17 protein-coding genes are annotated in these 19,753 nt (G+C 47.2%); 5 read left to right on the top strand and 12 right to left on the bottom strand.

What is annotated here, in order from left to right:
• Positions 1–6: 6 nt before the first annotated feature.
• A complete protein-coding gene (locus tag C943_RS02935) occupies positions 7–219 on the top strand; it encodes a hypothetical protein (RefSeq protein WP_040478815.1) in 213 nt (70 codons plus the stop codon).
• A 72-nt stretch (positions 220–291) separates the two neighbouring features.
• Positions 292–909, top strand: a complete 618-nt coding sequence (locus C943_RS02930) for a SprT-like domain-containing protein (protein WP_040478814.1) — start codon at positions 292–294, stop codon at positions 907–909.
• A 2-nt stretch (positions 910–911) separates the two neighbouring features.
• Here C943_RS02930 and scpB read toward each other — a convergent pair whose 3' ends face one another.
• The 4 genes from scpB to C943_RS02915 form a co-directional block, all read right to left on the bottom strand.
• Positions 912–1,472 carry an SMC-Scp complex subunit ScpB gene (gene scpB / locus C943_RS02925; protein ID WP_081610440.1) on the bottom strand — a complete coding sequence of 187 codons (561 nt, stop codon included), beginning with the start codon at positions 1,470–1,472 and terminating at the stop codon, positions 912–914.
• Entirely contained in the window at positions 1,473–1,856 is a 384-nt protein-coding gene (locus tag C943_RS02920) for a TraR/DksA family transcriptional regulator (protein WP_040478832.1), read from the bottom strand.
• A gap of 115 nt (positions 1,857–1,971) precedes the next feature.
• Positions 1,972–2,130 (bottom strand): hypothetical protein, encoded by a 159-nt coding sequence (locus C943_RS22185; protein ID WP_169334598.1) that lies wholly within the window; start codon positions 2,128–2,130, stop codon positions 1,972–1,974.
• Positions 2,131–2,186: 56 nt separating this feature from the next.
• Positions 2,187–5,558, bottom strand: a complete 3,372-nt coding sequence (locus tag C943_RS02915) for a lamin tail domain-containing protein (protein WP_008624039.1) — start codon at positions 5,556–5,558, stop codon at positions 2,187–2,189.
• Between the two features lie 161 nt (positions 5,559–5,719).
• On the opposite strand from C943_RS02915, the gene C943_RS02910 reads away from it, so the two are divergent.
• Both C943_RS02910 and C943_RS02905 read left to right on the top strand, forming a co-directional pair.
• The gene (locus C943_RS02910) at positions 5,720–6,709 is read left to right on the top strand and encodes an aspartate-semialdehyde dehydrogenase (RefSeq protein ID WP_008624027.1); all 990 of its coding nucleotides are present in this window, start codon (positions 5,720–5,722) and stop codon (positions 6,707–6,709) included.
• A gap of 36 nt (positions 6,710–6,745) precedes the next feature.
• Positions 6,746–7,930, top strand: a complete 1,185-nt coding sequence (locus C943_RS02905; protein ID WP_040478812.1) for a THUMP-like domain-containing protein — start codon at positions 6,746–6,748, stop codon at positions 7,928–7,930.
• Positions 7,931–7,938: 8 nt separating this feature from the next.
• Here the strand turns inward: C943_RS02905 and thrC are convergent, their stop codons facing one another.
• From thrC to thrA, 3 genes are all read right to left on the bottom strand, one after another.
• Complete coding sequence (gene thrC / locus C943_RS02900) at positions 7,939–9,252, bottom strand: threonine synthase (RefSeq protein ID WP_040478810.1); 1,314 nt, start codon at positions 9,250–9,252, stop codon at positions 7,939–7,941.
• 225 nt (positions 9,253–9,477) lie between these two features.
• The gene (locus C943_RS02895) at positions 9,478–10,407 is read right to left on the bottom strand and encodes a homoserine kinase (protein ID WP_008624019.1); all 930 of its coding nucleotides are present in this window, start codon (positions 10,405–10,407) and stop codon (positions 9,478–9,480) included.
• Positions 10,407–12,860: a bifunctional aspartate kinase/homoserine dehydrogenase I gene (gene thrA / locus C943_RS02890; RefSeq protein ID WP_008624017.1), complete on the bottom strand. Its 2,454-nt coding sequence runs from the start codon at positions 12,858–12,860 to the stop codon at positions 10,407–10,409. Before thrA ends, C943_RS02895 begins: the two co-directional genes overlap by 1 nt.
• Before the next feature lie 519 nt (positions 12,861–13,379).
• Between thrA and C943_RS02885 the strand changes: the two genes are divergently transcribed.
• Positions 13,380–13,811: an META domain-containing protein gene (locus C943_RS02885; protein ID WP_008624014.1), complete on the top strand. Its 432-nt coding sequence runs from the start codon at positions 13,380–13,382 to the stop codon at positions 13,809–13,811.
• Between the two features lie 59 nt (positions 13,812–13,870).
• Here the strand turns inward: C943_RS02885 and C943_RS02880 are convergent, their stop codons facing one another.
• From C943_RS02880 to C943_RS02860, 5 genes are all read right to left on the bottom strand, one after another.
• The gene (locus C943_RS02880) at positions 13,871–14,473 is read right to left on the bottom strand and encodes a DUF2179 domain-containing protein (RefSeq protein WP_008624012.1); all 603 of its coding nucleotides are present in this window, start codon (positions 14,471–14,473) and stop codon (positions 13,871–13,873) included.
• Between the two features lie 62 nt (positions 14,474–14,535).
• Positions 14,536–15,717: a CynX/NimT family MFS transporter gene (locus C943_RS02875; RefSeq protein ID WP_040478809.1), complete on the bottom strand. Its 1,182-nt coding sequence runs from the start codon at positions 15,715–15,717 to the stop codon at positions 14,536–14,538.
• Positions 15,718–15,839: 122 nt separating this feature from the next.
• Positions 15,840–16,844, bottom strand: a complete 1,005-nt coding sequence (locus C943_RS02870; RefSeq protein ID WP_040478807.1) for a 4-hydroxyproline epimerase — start codon at positions 16,842–16,844, stop codon at positions 15,840–15,842.
• Positions 16,845–17,098: 254 nt separating this feature from the next.
• On the bottom strand, positions 17,099–18,544 hold the full coding sequence (locus tag C943_RS02865; protein WP_008623997.1) for an aldehyde dehydrogenase (NADP(+)): 1,446 nt from the start codon (positions 18,542–18,544) through the stop codon (positions 17,099–17,101).
• Between the two features lie 141 nt (positions 18,545–18,685).
• Positions 18,686–19,576: a dihydrodipicolinate synthase family protein gene (locus C943_RS02860; RefSeq protein ID WP_008623995.1), complete on the bottom strand. Its 891-nt coding sequence runs from the start codon at positions 19,574–19,576 to the stop codon at positions 18,686–18,688.
• Between the last annotated feature and the right edge of the window lie 177 nt (positions 19,577–19,753).

Genomic DNA, 19,753 nt, shown 5'->3' with positions numbered 1-19,753 from the left:
AAAATTATGAAAAAGGTATTTGCAATGTTCGCTGTAGCAGGTTTGTTGTTCACTGCTTCTTGCGGCAACAAAGAAGTAACTGAAGAGTCTACTGAAGTTGAAACTGTCATCGAAGAAACTCCTGCTGCTACTGAAGAAGTAGTAGAAGAAGCTACTGAAGAAGTAGAAGGTGCTGTTGAGACAGCTACTGAAGAAGTTAAAGAAGAAGTTAAAAATTAATTCAACTTCCTTCTGAAAGAAAAGTCCTGCAGTGATGTGGGACTTTTTTTTTGGAATTGTATAAATTCCGTCGTGAAAAACGAGGATAAATTCTTTGCAGCCTTCCAAAAGCATGTGCCTGAGGCTGCGGCCCAGTATTGTTGGAATTTGTGGAAGGAAAAACCCTTCAATTTTTTTATCACAAAGGCCAGGCAAAGCAAATTAGGGGATTTTCGCTATCGCCGTGACCGGAAGATTCAGACGATCACAATCAACCACGACCTGCATCCTTATCAGTTTCTGGTGACCTTTATCCATGAAGTGGCGCATTTTCGCGCTTTTGAGAAATATGGACTGGAAATACTTCCCCATGGCTTGGAGTGGAAAATGGCCTTCAGGGAACTGATGGCCCCTGTCTTGAATGATTCGGTTTTCCCCAAGGATATTCTTCATGCGCTCAAGCGTCATATGCAAAACCCAAAGGCGAGCTCGGGTGCGGATTTGTTTTTGGGTCGGGTGATGCGGGGCTACGAGCAGTCGGATGCCGGAGGGGCTTTGCTAGTAGATTTGCCTGTCGGTGGGATTTTTGAACTGCAAGGCCGGAGATTCAAAAAGGAATTGACTCGGCGGACCAGGATACTTTGCGCTGAATTGAACACTGGGCGAAAATACCTTATCTCTGCCCATGCAGCGGTCAAAAAGATTGATTAGACCTACTCTTTGATTTCTCCGATTTGGTTTTCCTCCTGTGAAAAATCTTTCGGCTGTGGCAGGTCATGGAGAGAGTTGATTCCAAAATATTCCATGAACTTGATGCTCGTACCATATAGAAGCGGTTTGCCTACCGAGTCGGATTTTCCCTTGATGGCGATCAGTTCTTTTTCAAGGAGCTTTTGGATGGAATAATCGCAATTGACGCCGCGTATATGTTCAATTTCGGTCTTGGTGACAGGTTGGCGGTAGGCGATAATGGACAATGTTTCCAGTTGGGCGGTAGACAGCTTTTTATGGGATTGCTGCCGCAAAAGGATCGAGATACTGGCTTGGTAGGCGGGTTTGGTCAAAAACTGAAAGCCACCGCCAAGATTTTCTATCGTGAAGGAATATTCATCTTTTGAATACTTTTCTCTCAGGGCCTCGACTGCCTCAGAGACGTGTTCCGAAGGTATTTCCGAACCGAACATCTCTGATAGACAGCGTTGTATATCCTCCAAGCCCAAGGGAGCAGGAGCGCAGAAAATCAGTGCCTCGATATGGCGGTGTAGAAAGTCCAACTATTTTTTGGCCAACTTAGCCTCAATGGAATGCATGGTATGGGGCACGGCCTTCAGCCTCTCCTTGGCAATCAACTTCCCGGTATCCACACACACGCCATAGGTTCCATTCTTGATGCGGATGAGTGCATTTTCCAGGTTGATGATGAACTTCTGCTGTCTCGCGGCCAATTGGCTCAGACTCTCCCTTTCCAATGTATCCGCACCGTCTTCAAGCAACTTGGACGTGGATGCCGTAAAGTCGGTTCCCGAGTCGTTTTTCTTGCTCAGCGTCTCTTTCAACGAAGCGAGCTCTTCTCTGGCAACGCTAAGTTTCTGCAATATGATTTCTTCAAATTCCTTTAGTTCCTCGGGAGAATAAGCGGTTTTTCCTTCTTGGCTCATGGCTTTTTCATTAGGTTTTTTGCTTCCAATCAAAGCGAGGGTGATTGAAAAGTCCCCTAAAATACGGTGCTCATTTTAAAAACAAAATAAAAAAACCGCCTTGAGACGGTTTTTTTTAGACTGCACCCATTTGCGAAATCCGACGCCGTAGGGATTGTTCATCTACAAATATCCGGTACTTCAGTCCAAGGTATCGCCTGATCACGGCAATCGCTTTACCTTTTTGGATATAGTAGGTCCTCAATGTTTGATTAATTATATCGTTGAGCATCATATTGGTTTGAGAATGTCATCAATTTATCGAAAAGTGAGTTTACAACCAATTGATTTTTAGAAATTTGTACCAACGGCGACAGTCTTTTTTATTTGTTGGATATTTCCATTTAGGTCATAGAGCTCGATCCAGACCACATAGTATCCTGGCCTCACTCTGCGTCCAGTTTGATCTGTCCCATCCCAGCTATAAATCCCCGAATTTCCAAGGATCGCATTTTGGCAAATCTCTTTGATGAGTGTACCTCCGGCCGAGTAAATCGCTATTGTGCCGATGAAGCCGGCCTGGTCCAGCGAATAGCCGATCGTGGTATACCTATCACCGCCAATAGCGTCGGGTGAAAAAACCTTTGGTTCGACGGTAATCCCAACTCCTGAATTCATCTCATAGTTTGTCGAGTTCCGATATCCCGGCGTTGCAAATCCTTCGAAGGCTGATGCGGACTTCCAATTGTTGGGATCGGAGGCGGGAATCCAAGGCGAAGATCTTTCCAAAGAGACACCTTTCTTTTCTTTTAAAAGGCGGTGATGCATTGATTCGTCATAGGAGAATACTTCTTGGATTGATTCATCCGGATTCATCCAAACAACGTTGCCCGCCTGAATCGGATAGCTTGGCAGGTTTAGTGCTACAAACTGGCTCTCGACACCTTTTGGGTATTCTGCCTTTAGTTGTTCGATGTCGGTGGTGAAAACAAGATAGCTTTTTGGGGCCAGTAGATAGTCTGTATCAAAAACCACTCTTCGGTTGGCGACTATTCCATCACCGTCCAAGTTGGCCAATTTCCAGTCCCTGAGATTGATGTATTTTTCTGAGGTATTGTAGATCTCGACAAACTTTGGTGCGCCCGTCCTTGGATTGAACAGCACCTCATTGATGACCAAGTCTCCTGTTTCGCCTTCAGAAGGCTTGACGAAAAAGATTTGGGAGTCATCTTCGAGTGCGTTGCCAGTGCAGGCGCGGAGATTTTTTACCTCCAGACGATAAACTGTGTTTTTTAAAATTCCTGGGGAAAGTTCGAGGAGCAATTCGTTTGGCTCAGAACCAAAACTGATTTTCCGAATGTCGATCCTCGGCGTGATTTCCACATCTACCTTCGAAATTGTTGGTTGCAGGATCTTGTTGAATCGAAATACAACGAGACTGTCATTGATCACCAGACTTTCGATAAAACGGAGCGGTGTGAAATCCGGGCTCGGGTTAAAGACGGAGTTTTGTTTTCCGGGAGTTCCCCTTTCCGGCGCTTGGGAAGCCTTGAGATTGGTCGGTAAAAAGCACTCCAAGTATGGATTGACGATTTCCAAACTGTATCCTCCGCTTGCAAACGTGCTTCCCCCAAAACTCGCGGTCGTGTATTTGAGGCTATCCAAAATTTCACCCTCTGCTGAAATCAAGCGGATATTGTCTCCCGAATTGAGTAAGCTAGGCCAGTTGCTTAGTCCGAGCACCATGCCATATCTGCTCAATAGCGGTACATGTGTGCGTGAACAAAGGATGAGGAGTTCGCCTGAATCCAGGGAAATGGAAGGTATTTGGCTTTGCCTTCTCGAATTGGCCAATTGCATCCCGCCAATAAAGATTCGGCTATCACTGGTGTTGATTATTTCGACATATTCGGCGTTGGGAAGACTATTTCCTACCCTTGGCGCGGGCATAACTTCATTGATGACGATAGACTTGAAGCCTATTGGTTTGGGTTTTTGGTAGGTGAATGGGAATTTTTGCAAGTTGTTTTGGTTTCCTTGCAGGTCGTAAATGCCGGAGATTTCTACAAGATAGTTTGAACCTTCCAAGAAACTCTGTTTCCAAGTAGTCAGCACTTGGTTGGGCTTTGGCTGAAGTTCGACGGAGCTGGGAGTATCTGCCCCAATCCGATAGGCATCTTTGTTGAGGGCAAAGGCAGGATCCAAATCCTCGGAAAAGACCAACATGAGTTTGTTTGTCTGAACAGGGACCACATAGGTCAACTCGGGTGGGGATTTATCCCAAACGATGGTCTTCCAAATTCCCGGTAAAGTAAAGCCCCGAACCGTTGTCATCGGGGGAATTTGGAGGAGATATTCTTTCTCTTCTTCCAATTCAAGCTCCGTCCGAAGCAAGATGGTCTTATGGTCTGGAAATTCCAGTTTGAATGCAATCTCAGGGCTATCTTGGAGTCCAAACATTTCCTTGCCGACATCTTCTGTACGGACCGGCTCTTTGAGGGAAATCAAAATGCTTTTTGGATCGATTGCTTGGACCTCCGAAATGCCATCCACAAAAAAGGCAGTTTCTCGAAGGATTGGAGCTGTGCCACCTGACAATGCGGAAGTAATTTCCCTGCATTCAAGTATGAAATGCTCACTTGGAACAAGTTCTTCGCTCAGCCTGAGCTTGATCGAAAAGCCATCAGCCAACAATTCAACGTCTTTGGGGTTTTTTCCGTTGATGAGGAATTTTGCAGTTTGGCTGACAGATGGCTTTGTATAGGGATGTGAAAACTCCACCAAAAGATTTTTGGGGGAAATGGGGGCAATTCTGCCTGTTCGTATTACATCGTTTGGAATGGAAATAAGAACCTCGGGAGTGATAGCACCCGATTTTTCCTTTAATTCATAGAGTTCAATGTCGATCGGCGAGGTTTGCAGTGGTTCGGGCGACTCTATCCAAATTAGCGTATCGTTTGGCTGAATAACGGAAAATGGTGGATTTCCTTTTAAACGAATCTGGTTCGGCCGGATTTCATCAATTTCTCGGTCAGCACCGAGTTCCACCCAAAAGGGGTTCAAAGGCTTGGTTTGGAGGAATTTTACCGGATCCACAACCGCATCTGACTCCCACAGGCCCATATCATCCAAGAAAACCCTCGCAGCAGAGCCAGTTCCCGGGCCGACCGAAATAGACCACCGGATGGTGAAGTTTCGCTGGTTTTTGAAAGGTTCGGGAATTGGGATTTCGAACAGTCGAAATGCCATGTTCTTGTTGGGAAAAGTTTCGGAGTTGCCGATCTGTATATTGTTGGTGAACACCGTTTCTCCTTCCCTTGCAAACGAAAGGAAAAGCAAAGCAGGTCGGTTTCCCGTTCCGTTGGATTCCGTCCGGGCGAAAAAGGCCAATTTGGCGTTTTGTACATCCAAGTTTTCGATTCGGAAAAATACTTGCCCTTCGAAGGTCGTCAGCGGTTGCACGGCCAAGGCATGCGAACCCTTTCTCCCTTTCCCTATGGCTTGAAACACCCTGGCACTCGTACCCCTCACCTCGTTGGCAGACCAAAATGGCAAAAACTCCTCTGGATGGCTTACAATATCAAACGGATCCTCAAATCCCTGTACCTGTGCATACAATCGGGGAACAAATACAAACAAAACCCCGGCTAGGATTAGGCAACAAGTCGCTATTTTCTTCAACAAAACCATGTGGATGAAAATAAAGAATCTCTCCGTTTTCATCCCGTTTGTAAACGCTTAACATCCATTGCTTCAAGATTTTTCATGATTTTGGCTATTTCATTGAAAGAAACCCAATTTCGCCGCGGTTTTCTGTTAGAAATGGGAATTCTTGGTTTACCTTTGCGGTTCAGTTCAAAAAATCCATTTAACAATTTAGAAAAATGAAACTAGCCGTTGTAGGAGCCACCGGATTGGTGGGCTCGGAAATCCTAGAAGTGCTGGATGAGCACAACTTCCCCTTTGACGAATTACTCTTGGTCGCCAGCGAAAGGTCTGTTGGCAAGGTCATGACCTTCAAGGGTAAGGAATATAAGGTGATAGGATTGAAACAGGCTGTTTCCGAGAAGCCTGACGTCGCGATTTTTTCAGCAGGTGGAAGTACTTCTTTGGAATGGGCTCCACAGTTCGCGGCAGTTGGCACGATTGTGATCGACAATTCCTCAGCATGGAGGATGGATCCTACCAAGAAACTGGTGGTTCCGGAGATCAATGCCAAGGACCTCAGGATTGATGACCGCATCATCGCCAATCCCAACTGCTCAACCATCCAAATGGTGGTGGTATTGAACCCACTCAGGTTGAAATATGGCATCAAGCGCATCGTGGTGTCTACCTATCAGTCTGTGACAGGTACAGGGAAAGCAGCTGTGGATCAGATGATGGCCGAACGTGCAGGCGAGCCAGCTGAAATGGTGTATCCTTACAGGATTGACATGAATGTGCTTCCCCATATCGACGTTTTCCAACCCAACGGATACACGAAAGAGGAGATGAAGATGGTCAATGAGACCAAGAAGATATTTGGAGACCAGAGCGTCCAAGTGACTGCGACAACGGTCCGCGTCCCCACCATGGGCGGGCACTCAGAATCAGTCAACGTGGAGTTCCACAAGGATTTTGACTTGGACGAAGTACGGGAAATCCTGGCAAATACTCCGGGAGTGGTGCTGCAGGACGATCCAGCCAACAAGATTTATCCGATGCCGCTCACTGCCCACAAGCGTGACGAGGTATTTGTAGGGCGTCTGAGAAGGGATGAATCCCAGCCAAATACCCTGAACATGTGGATCGTGGCCGATAACCTCCGCAAAGGCGCAGCTACCAACGCCGTACAAATCGCCGAATACCTGTTGGAACATAGCATGGCCTAAGAAAAAAAATCCATAATTTGTCCATTGATCTGGCCCATGAATCAATCGACATATACGGAATCAGTGAAAAAATTTGTGCAGGACCACCTTCGGGAGGATCCTGCACAATTGCTTTTTAGGTATTCCGGAAAGGTCGACTTTGATCTGAAGTTTGCTGTGCAGCAGATACAGGCCAGGCAAAAGGCAAAAAGCAAGCTGCCAACTTGGGTGGCAAACCTCGATATCGTCTTCCCTGCAAGCCTTTCCTTGGAGCAAGCTTCTTCGGAGGAGACTGCCAAATTCAAATCCAAACTAGGGCATGGCCAGGTGATGATCGACCTGACGGGAGGGTTTGGCGTGGATACTTTTTTTCTATCAAAGCATTTCGAGCAGGCGATTTATTGTGAGCGGAATGCGCAGTTGGCGGATACCGTCCGGCACAATTTTAACTTGATGGTGCCTGGGAAACTTGAAGTAGTGACCGGGGATTCTTTGGAATTTTTTGCCAAGTCGGATCGGGTGTTCGACCTTACCTATGTCGACCCGGCGCGAAGGGGAGATCAAAACCAGAAGCTTTACAAGCTAGCCGATTGCGAACCGGATGTGGTTGGACATTGGAACCTGCTGCGATCCAAATCAAAATCCATCCTGATCAAAAGTTCACCGATGTTGGATATCAAGCAGGCGATTTCGGAAATCCCTGATATTCAACAAATCTGGGTCGTTTCGGTCAAAAACGAGGTGAAAGAGGTTCTGCTTTTTTGGGAGAGGGACGCATCGAAAGTAGATCGAGTGATTAGGGCGGTAGACTTGCCTGCCAATGCAGCTACGGAGTTTTCATTCACCTTTGAGGAGGAAGAAACGAGCGAAAGTATTTTCGGAGTTGTTGGGAAGTTCCTTGTCGAACCGAATGCCGCCATATTGAAAGCAGGAGCCTTCAGGAGTTTTGGGAAAAGGTTCGGATTGAAAAAACTCCATCCCAATTCCCACTTGTACACTTGTGATGGCTTGCAGGGAGAGATGCCCGGCCGGGTATTTGAAATCAAGGAAGAAATCAAGGATCCCAAGAAGCAACTTAAGTTACTTTTTCCTGACGGAAAGGTGAACGTGATTACCCGAAACTATGCCCTTTCGGCCGATGAATTGAAGAAGAAATATAGGCTCAGCGATGGAGGAGATAGCTTCTTGATCGGGACGAAGGTTGGCAGAGGCTATGTCTTGTACGTTTGCGAAATGAGGTAAAGGATTCTTTAAGCGGTCCCATCCAATCCAATCAAAATCCCCTTAAACTCCCCAAAACTCTTTCCCATACCCACAACCTCTTTTTTGCCTTTCATAAACGCATGCAATCTCTCTGGAATCGGTAGGTCGATGCCCAAGGTTTCGTCTACGACAGATTTGAATTTGGCGGGATGGGCAGTCTCGAGGAATATCCCGACAAACTCACTTGGATGCATTTTCATGAGATTCCTTAATCCAAGATAGCCGACGGCACCATGTGGGTCCATGATGTATCCGGTTTCTTCCTTGATTTTGATCATGGCACGCTGTGTGTCTTGGTCATCGAAATAGAAGCCCTTTACCTTTTTGCGGAAAAGTGCCTCATCATTGCCATACAATGCCAATAGCCTGAAGAAATTCGAAGGATTTCCCACGTCCATGCTATTGCTGATGGTAGCGATGGAAGCCTTGGCTTCAAAATGACTTCCCGCCAAAAAATCAGGCACCACACGGTTTACATTGGTCGAAGCAATGAACATGTCGATGGGCAGGCCCATCCTTTCGGCCAATATTCCCGCACCGAGATTGCCGAAGTTACCGCTTGGGACGGAAACTGCGACTCTTTTGTCCGTCTTTGGCAATCGGGAGTAAGCATAGAAATAGTACAAACACTGGGGAATCCATCTAGCGACGTTGATTGAATTGGCAGAAGTGAGCAGCATTTTCTCGTTCAATTCTGGGTCGAGAAAAGCCTGCTTCACCAAAGCTTGGCAATCATCAAAAACCCCGTCTACTTCCAAAGCGGTAATGTTTTCCCCCAAGGTCGTAAACTGTTTTTCTTGTAATTCACTCACTTTTCCTTTCGGATATAGTACTATGACTTCTACGCCTTCCACTTTGAAAAATCCGTTTGCCACAGCACTACCTGTGTCCCCCGATGTGGCGACAAGTACCCTGACTTTGCGATTTTCACCCCGCATCAACATAGCCATCAGCTTCGAGCAAAACCTAGCGCCGAAATCTTTGAATGCCAATGTCGGCCCGTGGAAAAGCTCCAGTGAATAGACATCCTTTTCCACTTCTACCAAAGGCGCGTCAAATGCCAAGGTATGGTCAACGAGTTCTTTGATCTGCGCGTCACTCAGATCTTCTTTAAAAAGTGCCCCAATCACCTCATAACCGATCTCACGAAAGGTTTTTCTTGGCAATTCATTGAAGAACCGCCCGGGAAGTCTGGGAATATTAACCGGCATGTACAAACCCTGGTCCGGCGCAAGTCCCTTGACCACAGCTTCCTTGAGACTGACGATGTGGTTTGGATTGTTGGTGCTGTAGAAATGCATGGGGAGAAGGTTGTTAAATTTTGGAAAATTTGAAAATTGGAAGATTGAAAAAATACCTTCCAATTTAAGTGTTATTTCAGTTTTGTCTCTGATGTTTCCGGAGCGGTTTTTGGTCCTTGCGGTTTGAATCTAGTCTATTGTAACTATCCCCAAGTTGATAGGCACTGAAAGGATTGAGTTACCTTAAGTCTTTTGTCTTGCTTCTTGTGTCTTTTGTCTAAAATCTCAAATCACAAACGCGCCCCGCTTATTCACTTCGGAGACGAACACATCGACACCGAGGCCGATTTGCGCGAATACTTCCTTCGCTTTCCCGCCAACGGCTTCGGCCGTTTTTTGGTCGGGAGAGAGGATAAAGATCGTGGGTCCCGAACCGGAAATTCCGGATCCGAGCGCGCCTAGGAACTGGATTCCTGACCTCAATTCATAAAACCCAGGAATCAGTAGCGCTCTTGATGGCTCAGCAATCACATCCTTTAAAGAACGTCCCAAAAGCGCGAGATCGTTTTCATATAAAGCGGCGATGAAACCCGCAATGTTTCCTGACTGCATGACCGCTTCCTTGAGCGAAAGTTGCTTGCGCAAGACACTTCTCGAATCTGCTGTCCTGAGTTCTATATGCGGATGGACGAGGGTACAGAACAGGTTTTGGGGTACTGGCAAGGGGATGATGTCCAATGGGTGATAATCCCGAATCAGTACAAAGCCTCCCAAAATCGATGGGGCAACGTTATCCGCATGGGCAGAACCACAGGCGATACATTCTGCTTCCATGGCGAAGGGAACGAGGCCGATTTTGTCATAAGGATTTCCGAGTAATTCATTTGCGGCGACCAATGCTGCTGCAGCGCTGGCAGCCGATGAACCCATACCAGAACCTAGTGGCAGCCCTTTTTCCAAGTAAATGTCGATTCCCTGATTGGATTCCAAATGATCCAACATTGCTTGGATCGCCACGGAGCAAGTGTTTTTGTCCGGCTCGAGGGGAAGTTTACCACCGTCACCAATGATGCCAATGACCCGGAGTTGCTGGAGGTCGTTGGGCGTAACGGTGACCTTATCGCCCATTTGGTCGATGGCGAAACCGAGGATATCAAATCCACAGGACACGTTGGCCACGGTGGCCGGAGCGAAGGCGGTGACGGTTTTTTTCATTATCTGGAGAAATTTCCCAATCTGATCACGTCCGCAAATACACCTGCCGCAGTTACATCGGCGCCTGCACCTGGTCCGCGTATAATCATCGGAAAGTCGTGATACCGCTCGGTCGTGAATAGGATCATATTGTCCGATCCTTTTAAGGTATAAAATGGATGGCTGCTGTCGATGCTTCTGAGTCCGACCATCGCTTTTCCATTTTCCAAGGTAGCCATGAATCGGAGTTTTTCTCCTTTGGATTTTGCTTCGGCGAGGAGTTGGGCAAACTCAGCGTCATGTGCCGGAAGTTTTGCCATAAACTCTTCCACGGATTTCGCATCCACGCAGTCGGCGGGGACCATGCTTTGTATTTGGATGTCTTCAAATTGGAGGTCTTGCTCCGCCTCCCGGCCCAGGATCAATATTTTCCTGCCAACATCCATCCCGCTCAGATCGTCCCGAGGGTCTGGTTCGGTGTACCCTTTTTCTTTGGCTTGCTTTACTACCTCGCTGAAAGGAGTCCCTTTTTCCAATTCGGAGAAAATGAAGTTCATGGATCCGCTCAGCACTGCTTCGATTCGGAGCACCTTATCTCCACAAAGCATCAAATCCTGCAGCGTGCTGATCACGGGAAGTCCCGCGGCGACATTAGTTTCGTAGAGAAATTTCACGCCACGCTTGTAGGCGAGTTTTTTAAGGCCCTTATAGGTTTCGAGGCTGCCGGAGTTAGCCTTTTTGTTAGGAGTCACCAAGGCAACTTTTGCTTCCAAAACCTGTTCGTAGACATCGGCTACGTCCTGGCTGGCAGTGCAATCCACAAACACCGAGTTGGAGAAGTTCATCTCTTCCATTTGTGCCACAAATTTTTTGATATCCATCGGCTTGGCGCCTTTGGCATCTTGCGGCAGTGGGCAGTTTGCCAAGTCGAATCCGTCTTCGTCGAAGGCCATATAGCGGGAATTGGCAATTCCGTGGATTTGGATATCCAAATCATTTTCCTGCATCAGTTTTTTTCTCTGCTGGGCGATCATCCGGATGAGTGTCTTTCCGATCAAGCCCACACCGACCAAAAACACGTGCAGGACTTTGTTGTCAGAAAGGAAAAACGCTTCGTGGAGGGCATTCAGGGCTTTCTGCAAATCCGCCTGAGATACTACCGCCGATATGTTCAGCTCTGAGCTTCCTTGGGCAATGGCAAAGACGTTGACATTGTTTCTGCCCAATGCCTGAAACATCCGTCCGCTTGCGCCGGGGTTATGCTTCATGTTTTCGCCGACCGCGGCCACTACGGCCATTTCGGAAACAACCAAAACGGGATCCATTTCGCCGTTTTTGATTTCGTACAGGAACTCCTTTTCGATGGATTCCTTGGCAGCAATGACCTCCGTGGTCTTGATCGCGATGCAAATGCTATGCTCAGAGCTCGCCTGGCTGATCAGGATGACGTTGATTCCGGCGTCTGCCAGCGCACCAAATACCCTTCTGCTCACGCCGACTACTTCGATCAGACCTGCACCCTGGATGTTTAGCAGTGAGATACCCGACATGGAAGAGATCCCTTTGATCAATTTCCCGTTGCCGGATTCATTGCTGATCAAAGTGCCGGGATTTTCGGGATCAAAGGTGTTTTTGATGTAAATCGGGATTCCTTTCCGCATCGCGGGTTGCATGGTGGCCGGGAAAATCACCTTTGCCCCAAAATGGGAAAGCTCCATAGCCTCGTTGTAGGTCAACTGCGGGATGGTGAATGCGGAATAGACCAACCTCGGGTCGGAGGTCAAAACCCCTGATACGTCGGTCCAGATTTCGAGCGAATCAGCATTGAGCGCAGATGCGAAAATGGCTGCGGTATAATCGGAACCGCTTCTGCCGAGGGTGGTGGTTTCTCCCTTTTCTGTAGATCCTATGAAGCCAGTGATGATCTTCAGGCCCGGATGGCTATGGAAATAATCAGCGATGAGATCGTTGGTGGTGAAAAAGTCGACCTTGGCATTGCCAAACCGATTGTTGGTGCGTACCAAATCCCGCGCATCTACGAATACAGCGGGTAGTTCTTCGATCTTCAGCGCCTCGGCAAGGATAAATGCGGAAAGCCGCTCCCCAAAACTTGCTACATAATCCAGTGTCTTGGCAGAGCATTCCTTGATCAAATACACTCCATGAAACAGATCGTCCAGTTCATTGAACCTGACTTTCACATAAGTCAAGACAGTACTTTGCGACTGGATCGGGATCAATTGGCGGACGAGTTCAAAATGCCGATCTTCCAGTATCTTGACCTCGTCAATATAGGATCTGTCGCCCTCTTTGGCCTTTTGGGCACTTTGGAGCAGGATTTCCGTCACGCCACCCAAAGCCGAGAATACAACTGCGATTTCCTCTTTTTTGACCTGTTTTTGGATGATCGCAAATACCTTTCTAATGTTTTCGAGATTGGCTACCGATGAACCTCCGAATTTGAGAATTTTCATAAATGCTGGATGTAAAATGTATATCAAGGACAATGAACCTATCTAGGTCCACTCGAACTGGGGCTGTATCGTAGTAGGAACGGGACTACCCCGTAATGGTGGTAGTGAAAAATGTAGCAGGGGTCATGGGAATAAGGCAGCTACTTTCCTGAATTTCCATACAGAAAAAGGCACTAAGGCTGCTGGAGTTGGCTAAAAACATAACCCATTTTTTTGATGCGACAATCTTAAGTACAAAAACCCACAATCCAAAACCAATTTGTATTTTTTTCAAATGATCGATGGATAGATTGTTTTTTCTTTATTGAATTGAATGAAAAATTGTCCATTGATTAATTGTAAAAGCAAAACTTTATTTCAATCAAGTTCAAGAAGACAGAATTGGTCTGGCTGGAAACAGCTTTGGCCAGAGAAAATACTTTATTTCTATCATTTCAAAAAATGTGAATGAAGTAAAAAATATTCAAGTTTATCTTTATAATTTTATCCTTTAACCATTTATTCATCAATATTCAATTTATGAAAAAGTATTCGTCTATTTTGATGCTCGTTGTTTTTCTGAGCTTTTCGTCCTGCAGTTCGCTCGGAGGTTTGAATCCCCTTAGCCTCTTGACCGGCAATAATTGGGTATTGAATTCTCTAATGGGAAATGCACTGGATCCGAGCAAACTATTGGGAAAGATACCAAGTCTGAGTTTCCTTGATGGGGGAAAGCTGGCCGGGAACACCGGTTGCAATAACTTCAACGGGAAGTTTGCATTGGACGGGAAAAATTTAAGTCTCGACCCCGGTGCCATGACAAAAATGGCCTGTGCGGGCGATGCGGGTAAAATGGAGACGGATTTTCTGGGTGCGCTCGCACAAGTTAAAAATCTGAAAGTCGGGAAAGACAAACTCACGCTCATGGATGGGGCAAAAGAGCTGATGAGCTTTATTCCCCAGGCAAAATAAAAATCAATACATAGCTTTTTTTATCAAACCTTTCGGTGGATGTCCGCCGAAGGGTTTTTTTATTTCCGAACCAGACCTCTCAGCTTGGTTGTAAACCTTGGCCTATCCTCCATTACGTTGAGGTCATCTTCGCTGATGCGTTTCACGCTTTCGATGGTATAGAAAGCTTTGTCGTTGATGGATTTTATCTTTTCCACATATTCTTGAAGGTCTTCGCGTTTCATCACTGTGAATAGCAGGTTGACCTTGCCAAATCGTCCTTCCCCGCCCACGTTGGTGAAACGAAAATTTCGCTCTTTCATGTAATCGATCAGCTCAATCATCGGTTCTGGGGTGATTACGCGAACCAAAACTCTACCGAGCGCGAGTTTTTCTTCTATGGTCATTCCGATAAAGGTTCCCATCGCAAACCCACCCGCGTATCCCACATAGGACATGGGATTGTTGACGTTTTGGAAAATCTGACCGATTGCAAGAAGCCAAATCAGCGATTCAAAAAAGCCTAAAATCGGCGCGATTTTCTTTTTCCCATTCATCACGAACATGATGCGCAGGGTATTGATCGATACGTCCATGACCCGCGCACAGAATATCAAGAGCGGCATCACCACATAATCAAACACTTCTTTTGGCACTCCCAATGAAAGCAAATGCTCCTCCATCTCGGTTTCTTGGTTTTGGCACAAAGTTAACACCTTTGTCGGCACGGCTTGTAGGAAAAAGTCTAGATCAGTTCGGATTTGCCTGATTTAGTCCCAAAGTAAATGTACAGGACCGAACAGGCCAGCATTAATCCGATGAGCAGGTTCCAATCCCCAAATACATCAAACGCAATCCCAAAAAGCACCGGACCCAATGCGGCCATGTAATAGCCCGTCGACTGGACCATGCCTGAGAGTGCCGTTGTGCTCTGCTCAGAGTCGGTCCGAAGACCAATCATGGTATAGGCCAAAGATACGGATGCGCCCAAACCCAGCCCTGCCAGTGTCAGCCCGGCGTAGTTGATAAAGGCCGTCGTTGACAATAGACTGGAAAACCCTAGCAAATACATCAGGCCAATACCGATGACCATACCGACTTGGTCCCGGAATCGCACCGCCAACATGGGTGCAAAAAAGGATCCCAATAGCCCCACCACTTGCATCAAAGACAGGATAAGCCCAGCCCGTCCCAGGCTATAGCCTCTTGCCACTAGCATATCCGGTAGCCAAGCAATGATGGTGAAGTAAAGCATCGATTGCACCCCCATAAAAAGGCATACGTTCCAAGCCAGGCGGGATTTCCAGACATTTACCTTTGGGCTTTGTGTGGTTGTTGTTGGGGATTTTTCATTGTCAAAACTGATTTGGGGAAACCAAACTGCCAATCCGACGATAAGTAGGCCCACCCAAAACAAAAGCGAGCCCCTCCATCCCCAGCTCCAATCAGTAGCCAAAGGGGCCGAAATACCCGAGCCAATCGCCGCGAATAATGACATGCCTGTCGTATAGGAGGCAGTCACCAAGCCAAGTTTACCCGGCATGCGTTTTTTGATCAATGGAATCAGAAGGACGTTGCAGATAACAATGCCGATACCCGTCAAGCCAGTCCCTAGAAACAGTGAAAGCTTGCCGCCCGACACCCGCCAGATACTTCCCACGAGTAGAACAAAAAGTGCCAAAAAGATCGCCCTGGCAAGGCCCAGTCTTTTTCCTATTCCTGCAGCAAACAATGAGAAAGTAGCAAATGTCAACAGAGGAAGGGTGGTCAAAAAGCCTGCCCATCCATTGCTCAGTCCCAAGTCCTCCCGTATCAGCGGAATCAAAGGCCCGACGGCGGTTATCGACGGACGGAGGTTGAAGGAAACCAGCAGAATCCCAAAAAACAAAAAGCCAAGGTTTTGCTGCGGCAATGGTGATAGTTTCATTTAAAGAAATGGATATTCCCAAAATGCCCTCGGCAACTGGATCGTTCAATTTTCATGCGTGCAAGTCCATTTTGAGTTAATCAATTCAGAATCTAGGTTCTTGGCTCTCACTGCTATTCTATCTAAATCACCTGAAAACCATGCACATAAGGATCGTCGTCATCAAGGATGATCGTGTTGTAGCCGTAGACCTTTGCCCAGCCTTCTATGCTCGGCACGATGGCAGGCTTTTCCGCGATTTCGGTTACCTGCTCGATTCTTCCGATGAATTTGGACCCAATGAAGCTTTCGTGGATGAATTCGTCTCCGGGTTTCAGCCAACCTTTCGCATGCCATTGGGCCATGCGCGCGGAAGTGCCCGTCCCACATGGGGAGCGGTCAATGGCTTTGTCACCGTAGAAAACCGCATTTCTTGCGGTGCTTGTTGGGTCGATGGTCTTTCCCGTCCAAAGCACATGGGATAGCCCCCTGATTTTTTCATGCTCGGGATGGACAAAGTCGTAGCGTTTGTTCATTTCTTGCCGTAGGTTTCTCGCCAATGAAATCAGCTGCTCCGCTTTATAATGCTCCAATCCGGCGAAGTTTTCCTGTGGATCGACGATGCAGTAAAAATTCCCGCCATAGGCCACGTCTACGGTCAGTTTTCCCAGTTCCTCGATTTCGATTTCCAGGCCTTCCGCTGCTAGATAGCTTCTAACATTCGTAAGCTTCACGGATTTGACCTTTTTGCTTTCCTGCTTGTACTCGACCAAAACCAACCCTGCCGGTGCTTCCATGCGGAGAAAGCCGGGAGTCTTTGGATGAATCAAGCCTTCCTCAATCGCGACCGTGATCGTGCCAATCGTGCCATGACCGCACATCGGCAAACATCCCGAGGTTTCGATAAACAATACCGCAAAATCATTTTCCGGGTCGTGCGGTGGAAACAGCATCGAGCCAGACATCATATCATGTCCCCGTGGCTCAAACATGAGCCCTGTCCGTATCCAATCCAGGTTTTCAAGGAAATACTGGCGTTTTTCGAGCATGCTGTTCCCCTTTAGAAAAGGGACTCCCCCCGAGACAACCCTTACTGGATTGCCACAGGTATGTGCATCGATGCAGGAGAAAGTATGTCTGGAAGGCATGGGTGAAAAGGGATTGGTTGAATTGAAAATTGGAAGATTGGGATCAGTTTTGATCAGGTTTCAAGGTTGAAAGGTTTGGAATGCTGCAAGGTTATTTGCCTACACGAGAATCGCAAGCCCTAGATTGACGCAGGCAATCATCTCGTTTTTTACTGTTGGAAGGTGAGGAGTCTGTCTTATCATCCCTCAAACCATAAGGCTTGAATCTGCTGACTTGTCTCTAACTTCTACCTTCGTACTTCTACCCTCTATCCTTATTTCCCCCATTTCCCATCGACCATTCGCCAGATCTGTAACGGATTGTCGTCACGAAGTGCATCGGGGAGAAGGATTTCCGGCATGTCTTGGAACGCGATCGGACGTACAAAGCGCTTGATGGCATGTACTCCGACGGAGGTACTGCGGCTATCCGTAGTGGACGGATAAGGTCCGCCATGTTGCATTGCGTATCCGACTTCGACTCCGGTTGGCACTCCTTTATAGAGCATACGCCCGCATTTTTCTTCCAATAAATTGATGAGGTAAAGCTTATCGGTCAGTTCGCTCAACTCAGCCCAAATGGTGATCGTCAATTGGCCATGAAGTTTTTGTGCGACTTCCATCAGATCGGACTCCGATTCGTACACAACCATCAAGGCAAAGGAACCAAAGACTTCCTCTTGGAATTTGTTGTCGCTCAGCCAATCTGTCGCTTTGATCTTTGCCAATGCCGGATGACCCTTGATGAGGTCTTTTGCGGCGGCTACTTTCACCCATTCGAGTTCATGTCGACTTTGGAGATATTGCAGGGCATCATAATAGGCCGAAGCGATGCCTTCATGCAGCATGGGTGCCGCGGCGATCTCTTCCAATTCGGCCTTAATGGCAGCAGAAAAAGCAGCTTCCTGTGATCTTGGGACGAAAATCAATCCAGGGTTGGTACAGAATTGACCGACACCCAATGTAAGCGAAGCGATAAATGACTTGGCGTAGCCGGTGATATCCTTTTCCAGTTTTTTTTCAAAAGTAAAAATCGGATTTACAGAGCCCATTTCGGCATAGACGGGGATGGGTTCAGGTCTTCTGCTAGCTAACTCAAACAATGCCATCCCACCCCTGTGTGAGCCGGTGAAGGCTACCGCTTTGGCGAATGGATGCTGTACCAAGGCTTGTCCCTCTGCGATTCCTCCGACTACGTGCGTAAAAATTCCCTCTGGAAATGCGGAATCCTGAATGGCCCTTTGGATTACCTTGCCTACCAAAAGGGAAGTATCGGGATGTGCAGGGTGAGCCTTGTAGACCACTGGACACCCTGCGGCTAATGCCGAGATGGTGTCACCTCCTGCCGTTGAAAATGCCAGGGGGAAGTTGCTGGCACCAAATACTACCACCGGCCCGAGTGGTGTCAAAAACCTCCGGATATCCGGTTTGGGAATCGGGCTTCTGCTTGGGTCGGCGTGATCAATGGTTGCTTCCACCCAACTTCCTTCTTCCACCAAATTGGCGAAAAGCCTAATCTGGCCCACCGTTCTCCCTAGTTCGCCTGTGATCCTACCTTCGGGCAGGTTAGACTCGCGTGCAGCCAATGGGATCAAATCCGCTTTAACAGACTCGAGCCCATCCGCGATTTTGCGAAGGAAAGTACCTTTTTCTTTTCCGGTTACATTTTTGTAGAATAGGAACGCCTCTTGGGCAGATCGGAAGATTTGGTCTAGGTTCATATGGAAGGAGAGAAAATTTAATCGGTCATAAGGTAATCATCCCAAACCCAACGTCAAAGAAATTTGAGTTGAATGGGGATAAGAGCGACTTTAGATCGCATGATGCTTATGCCAAGTCTTTAATCGTAACTTTCGTAGGTATCAAATCTTCGGCCTGTGCTCCAAACCCTGCTTGATGATGTTCTCGATTTTTACCCGCTCTTCCCCGATGAGAGTAAGTCTTGGCGCACGTACGTACTCAGATCCGATTCCAGCCATTTGCTCAGCCAATTTGATGTATTGTACCAGTTTTGGATGGATATCGAGTTCCAATAAGGGCAGGAACCAACGGTAGATTTTAAGCGCTGCTTCGGTTTTACCTGCTTTGCAAAGGTTGTATACGGCCACGGTTTCTTTCGGAAAGGCACAGACCAATCCGGCTACCCAGCCGTCAGCGCCCATGAGCAGTTCTTCCATTGCAAGGGTATCTACCCCGCAGAGAATTTTAAACCTATCGCCAAACAGGTTCCTCATCCGGGTGACGTTGGAAATGTCCCGTGTGGATTCCTTTACAGCTTGGATATTGGGGATGGAAGTCAATTCCTCAAACATAGACAAAGTCACCAAAGTCTTGTAATCCACCGGATTGTTGTAGATCATGATGGGAAGGCTGGTGTTCTTTGCAACGTCTTTGAAATAAGTCACTGTCTCCCGCGCATCCGCAGCATAGCGCATGGGAGGGAGAAGCATCAGTCCGGAAGCGCCCATTTCTTCAGCTTTCTGCGCCCAGAAGATGGCATCTCTGGTCGCTCCCTCGGCAATGTTGAGTACCACCGGTACTCGTCCATTTATGTACTTTACGGTCTGAGTTGTCAGCTGGATTTTCTCTTCCAAATTGAGTACTGAAGATTCTCCGAGCGTGCCGCCGAGAATGATGCCGTGGACGCCGGCTTCAAGTTGAGCATTTAGGTTTTTGAAAAACAACGGCATGTCCAAGCTTCCATCAGAGTGGAACTTGGTCGTCACTGCCGGAAATACGCCTTGCCAGTTCATAGTTTCTATTTTTTTTTATCAAAATTAGCTCAGTCCTGTCTCCCAGTCCCGCACCCAATTGGGGTTTATTGGTACAATATTGACTTGAATATATTTTTGAATTATTCAAATCGATTAATATTATACCAAAAATGAATTGTTCGATTTGGCAGTAGGCAATTCTGGATTGACTTTAGA

Origin of the sequence: Mariniradius saccharolyticus AK6 (assembly GCF_000330725.2) — a bacterium.
In the GTDB taxonomy this organism is placed as follows: Bacteria; Bacteroidota; Bacteroidia; order Cytophagales; family Cyclobacteriaceae; genus Mariniradius; species Mariniradius saccharolyticus.
This window is presented reverse-complemented; position numbering and strand designations above follow the sequence as displayed.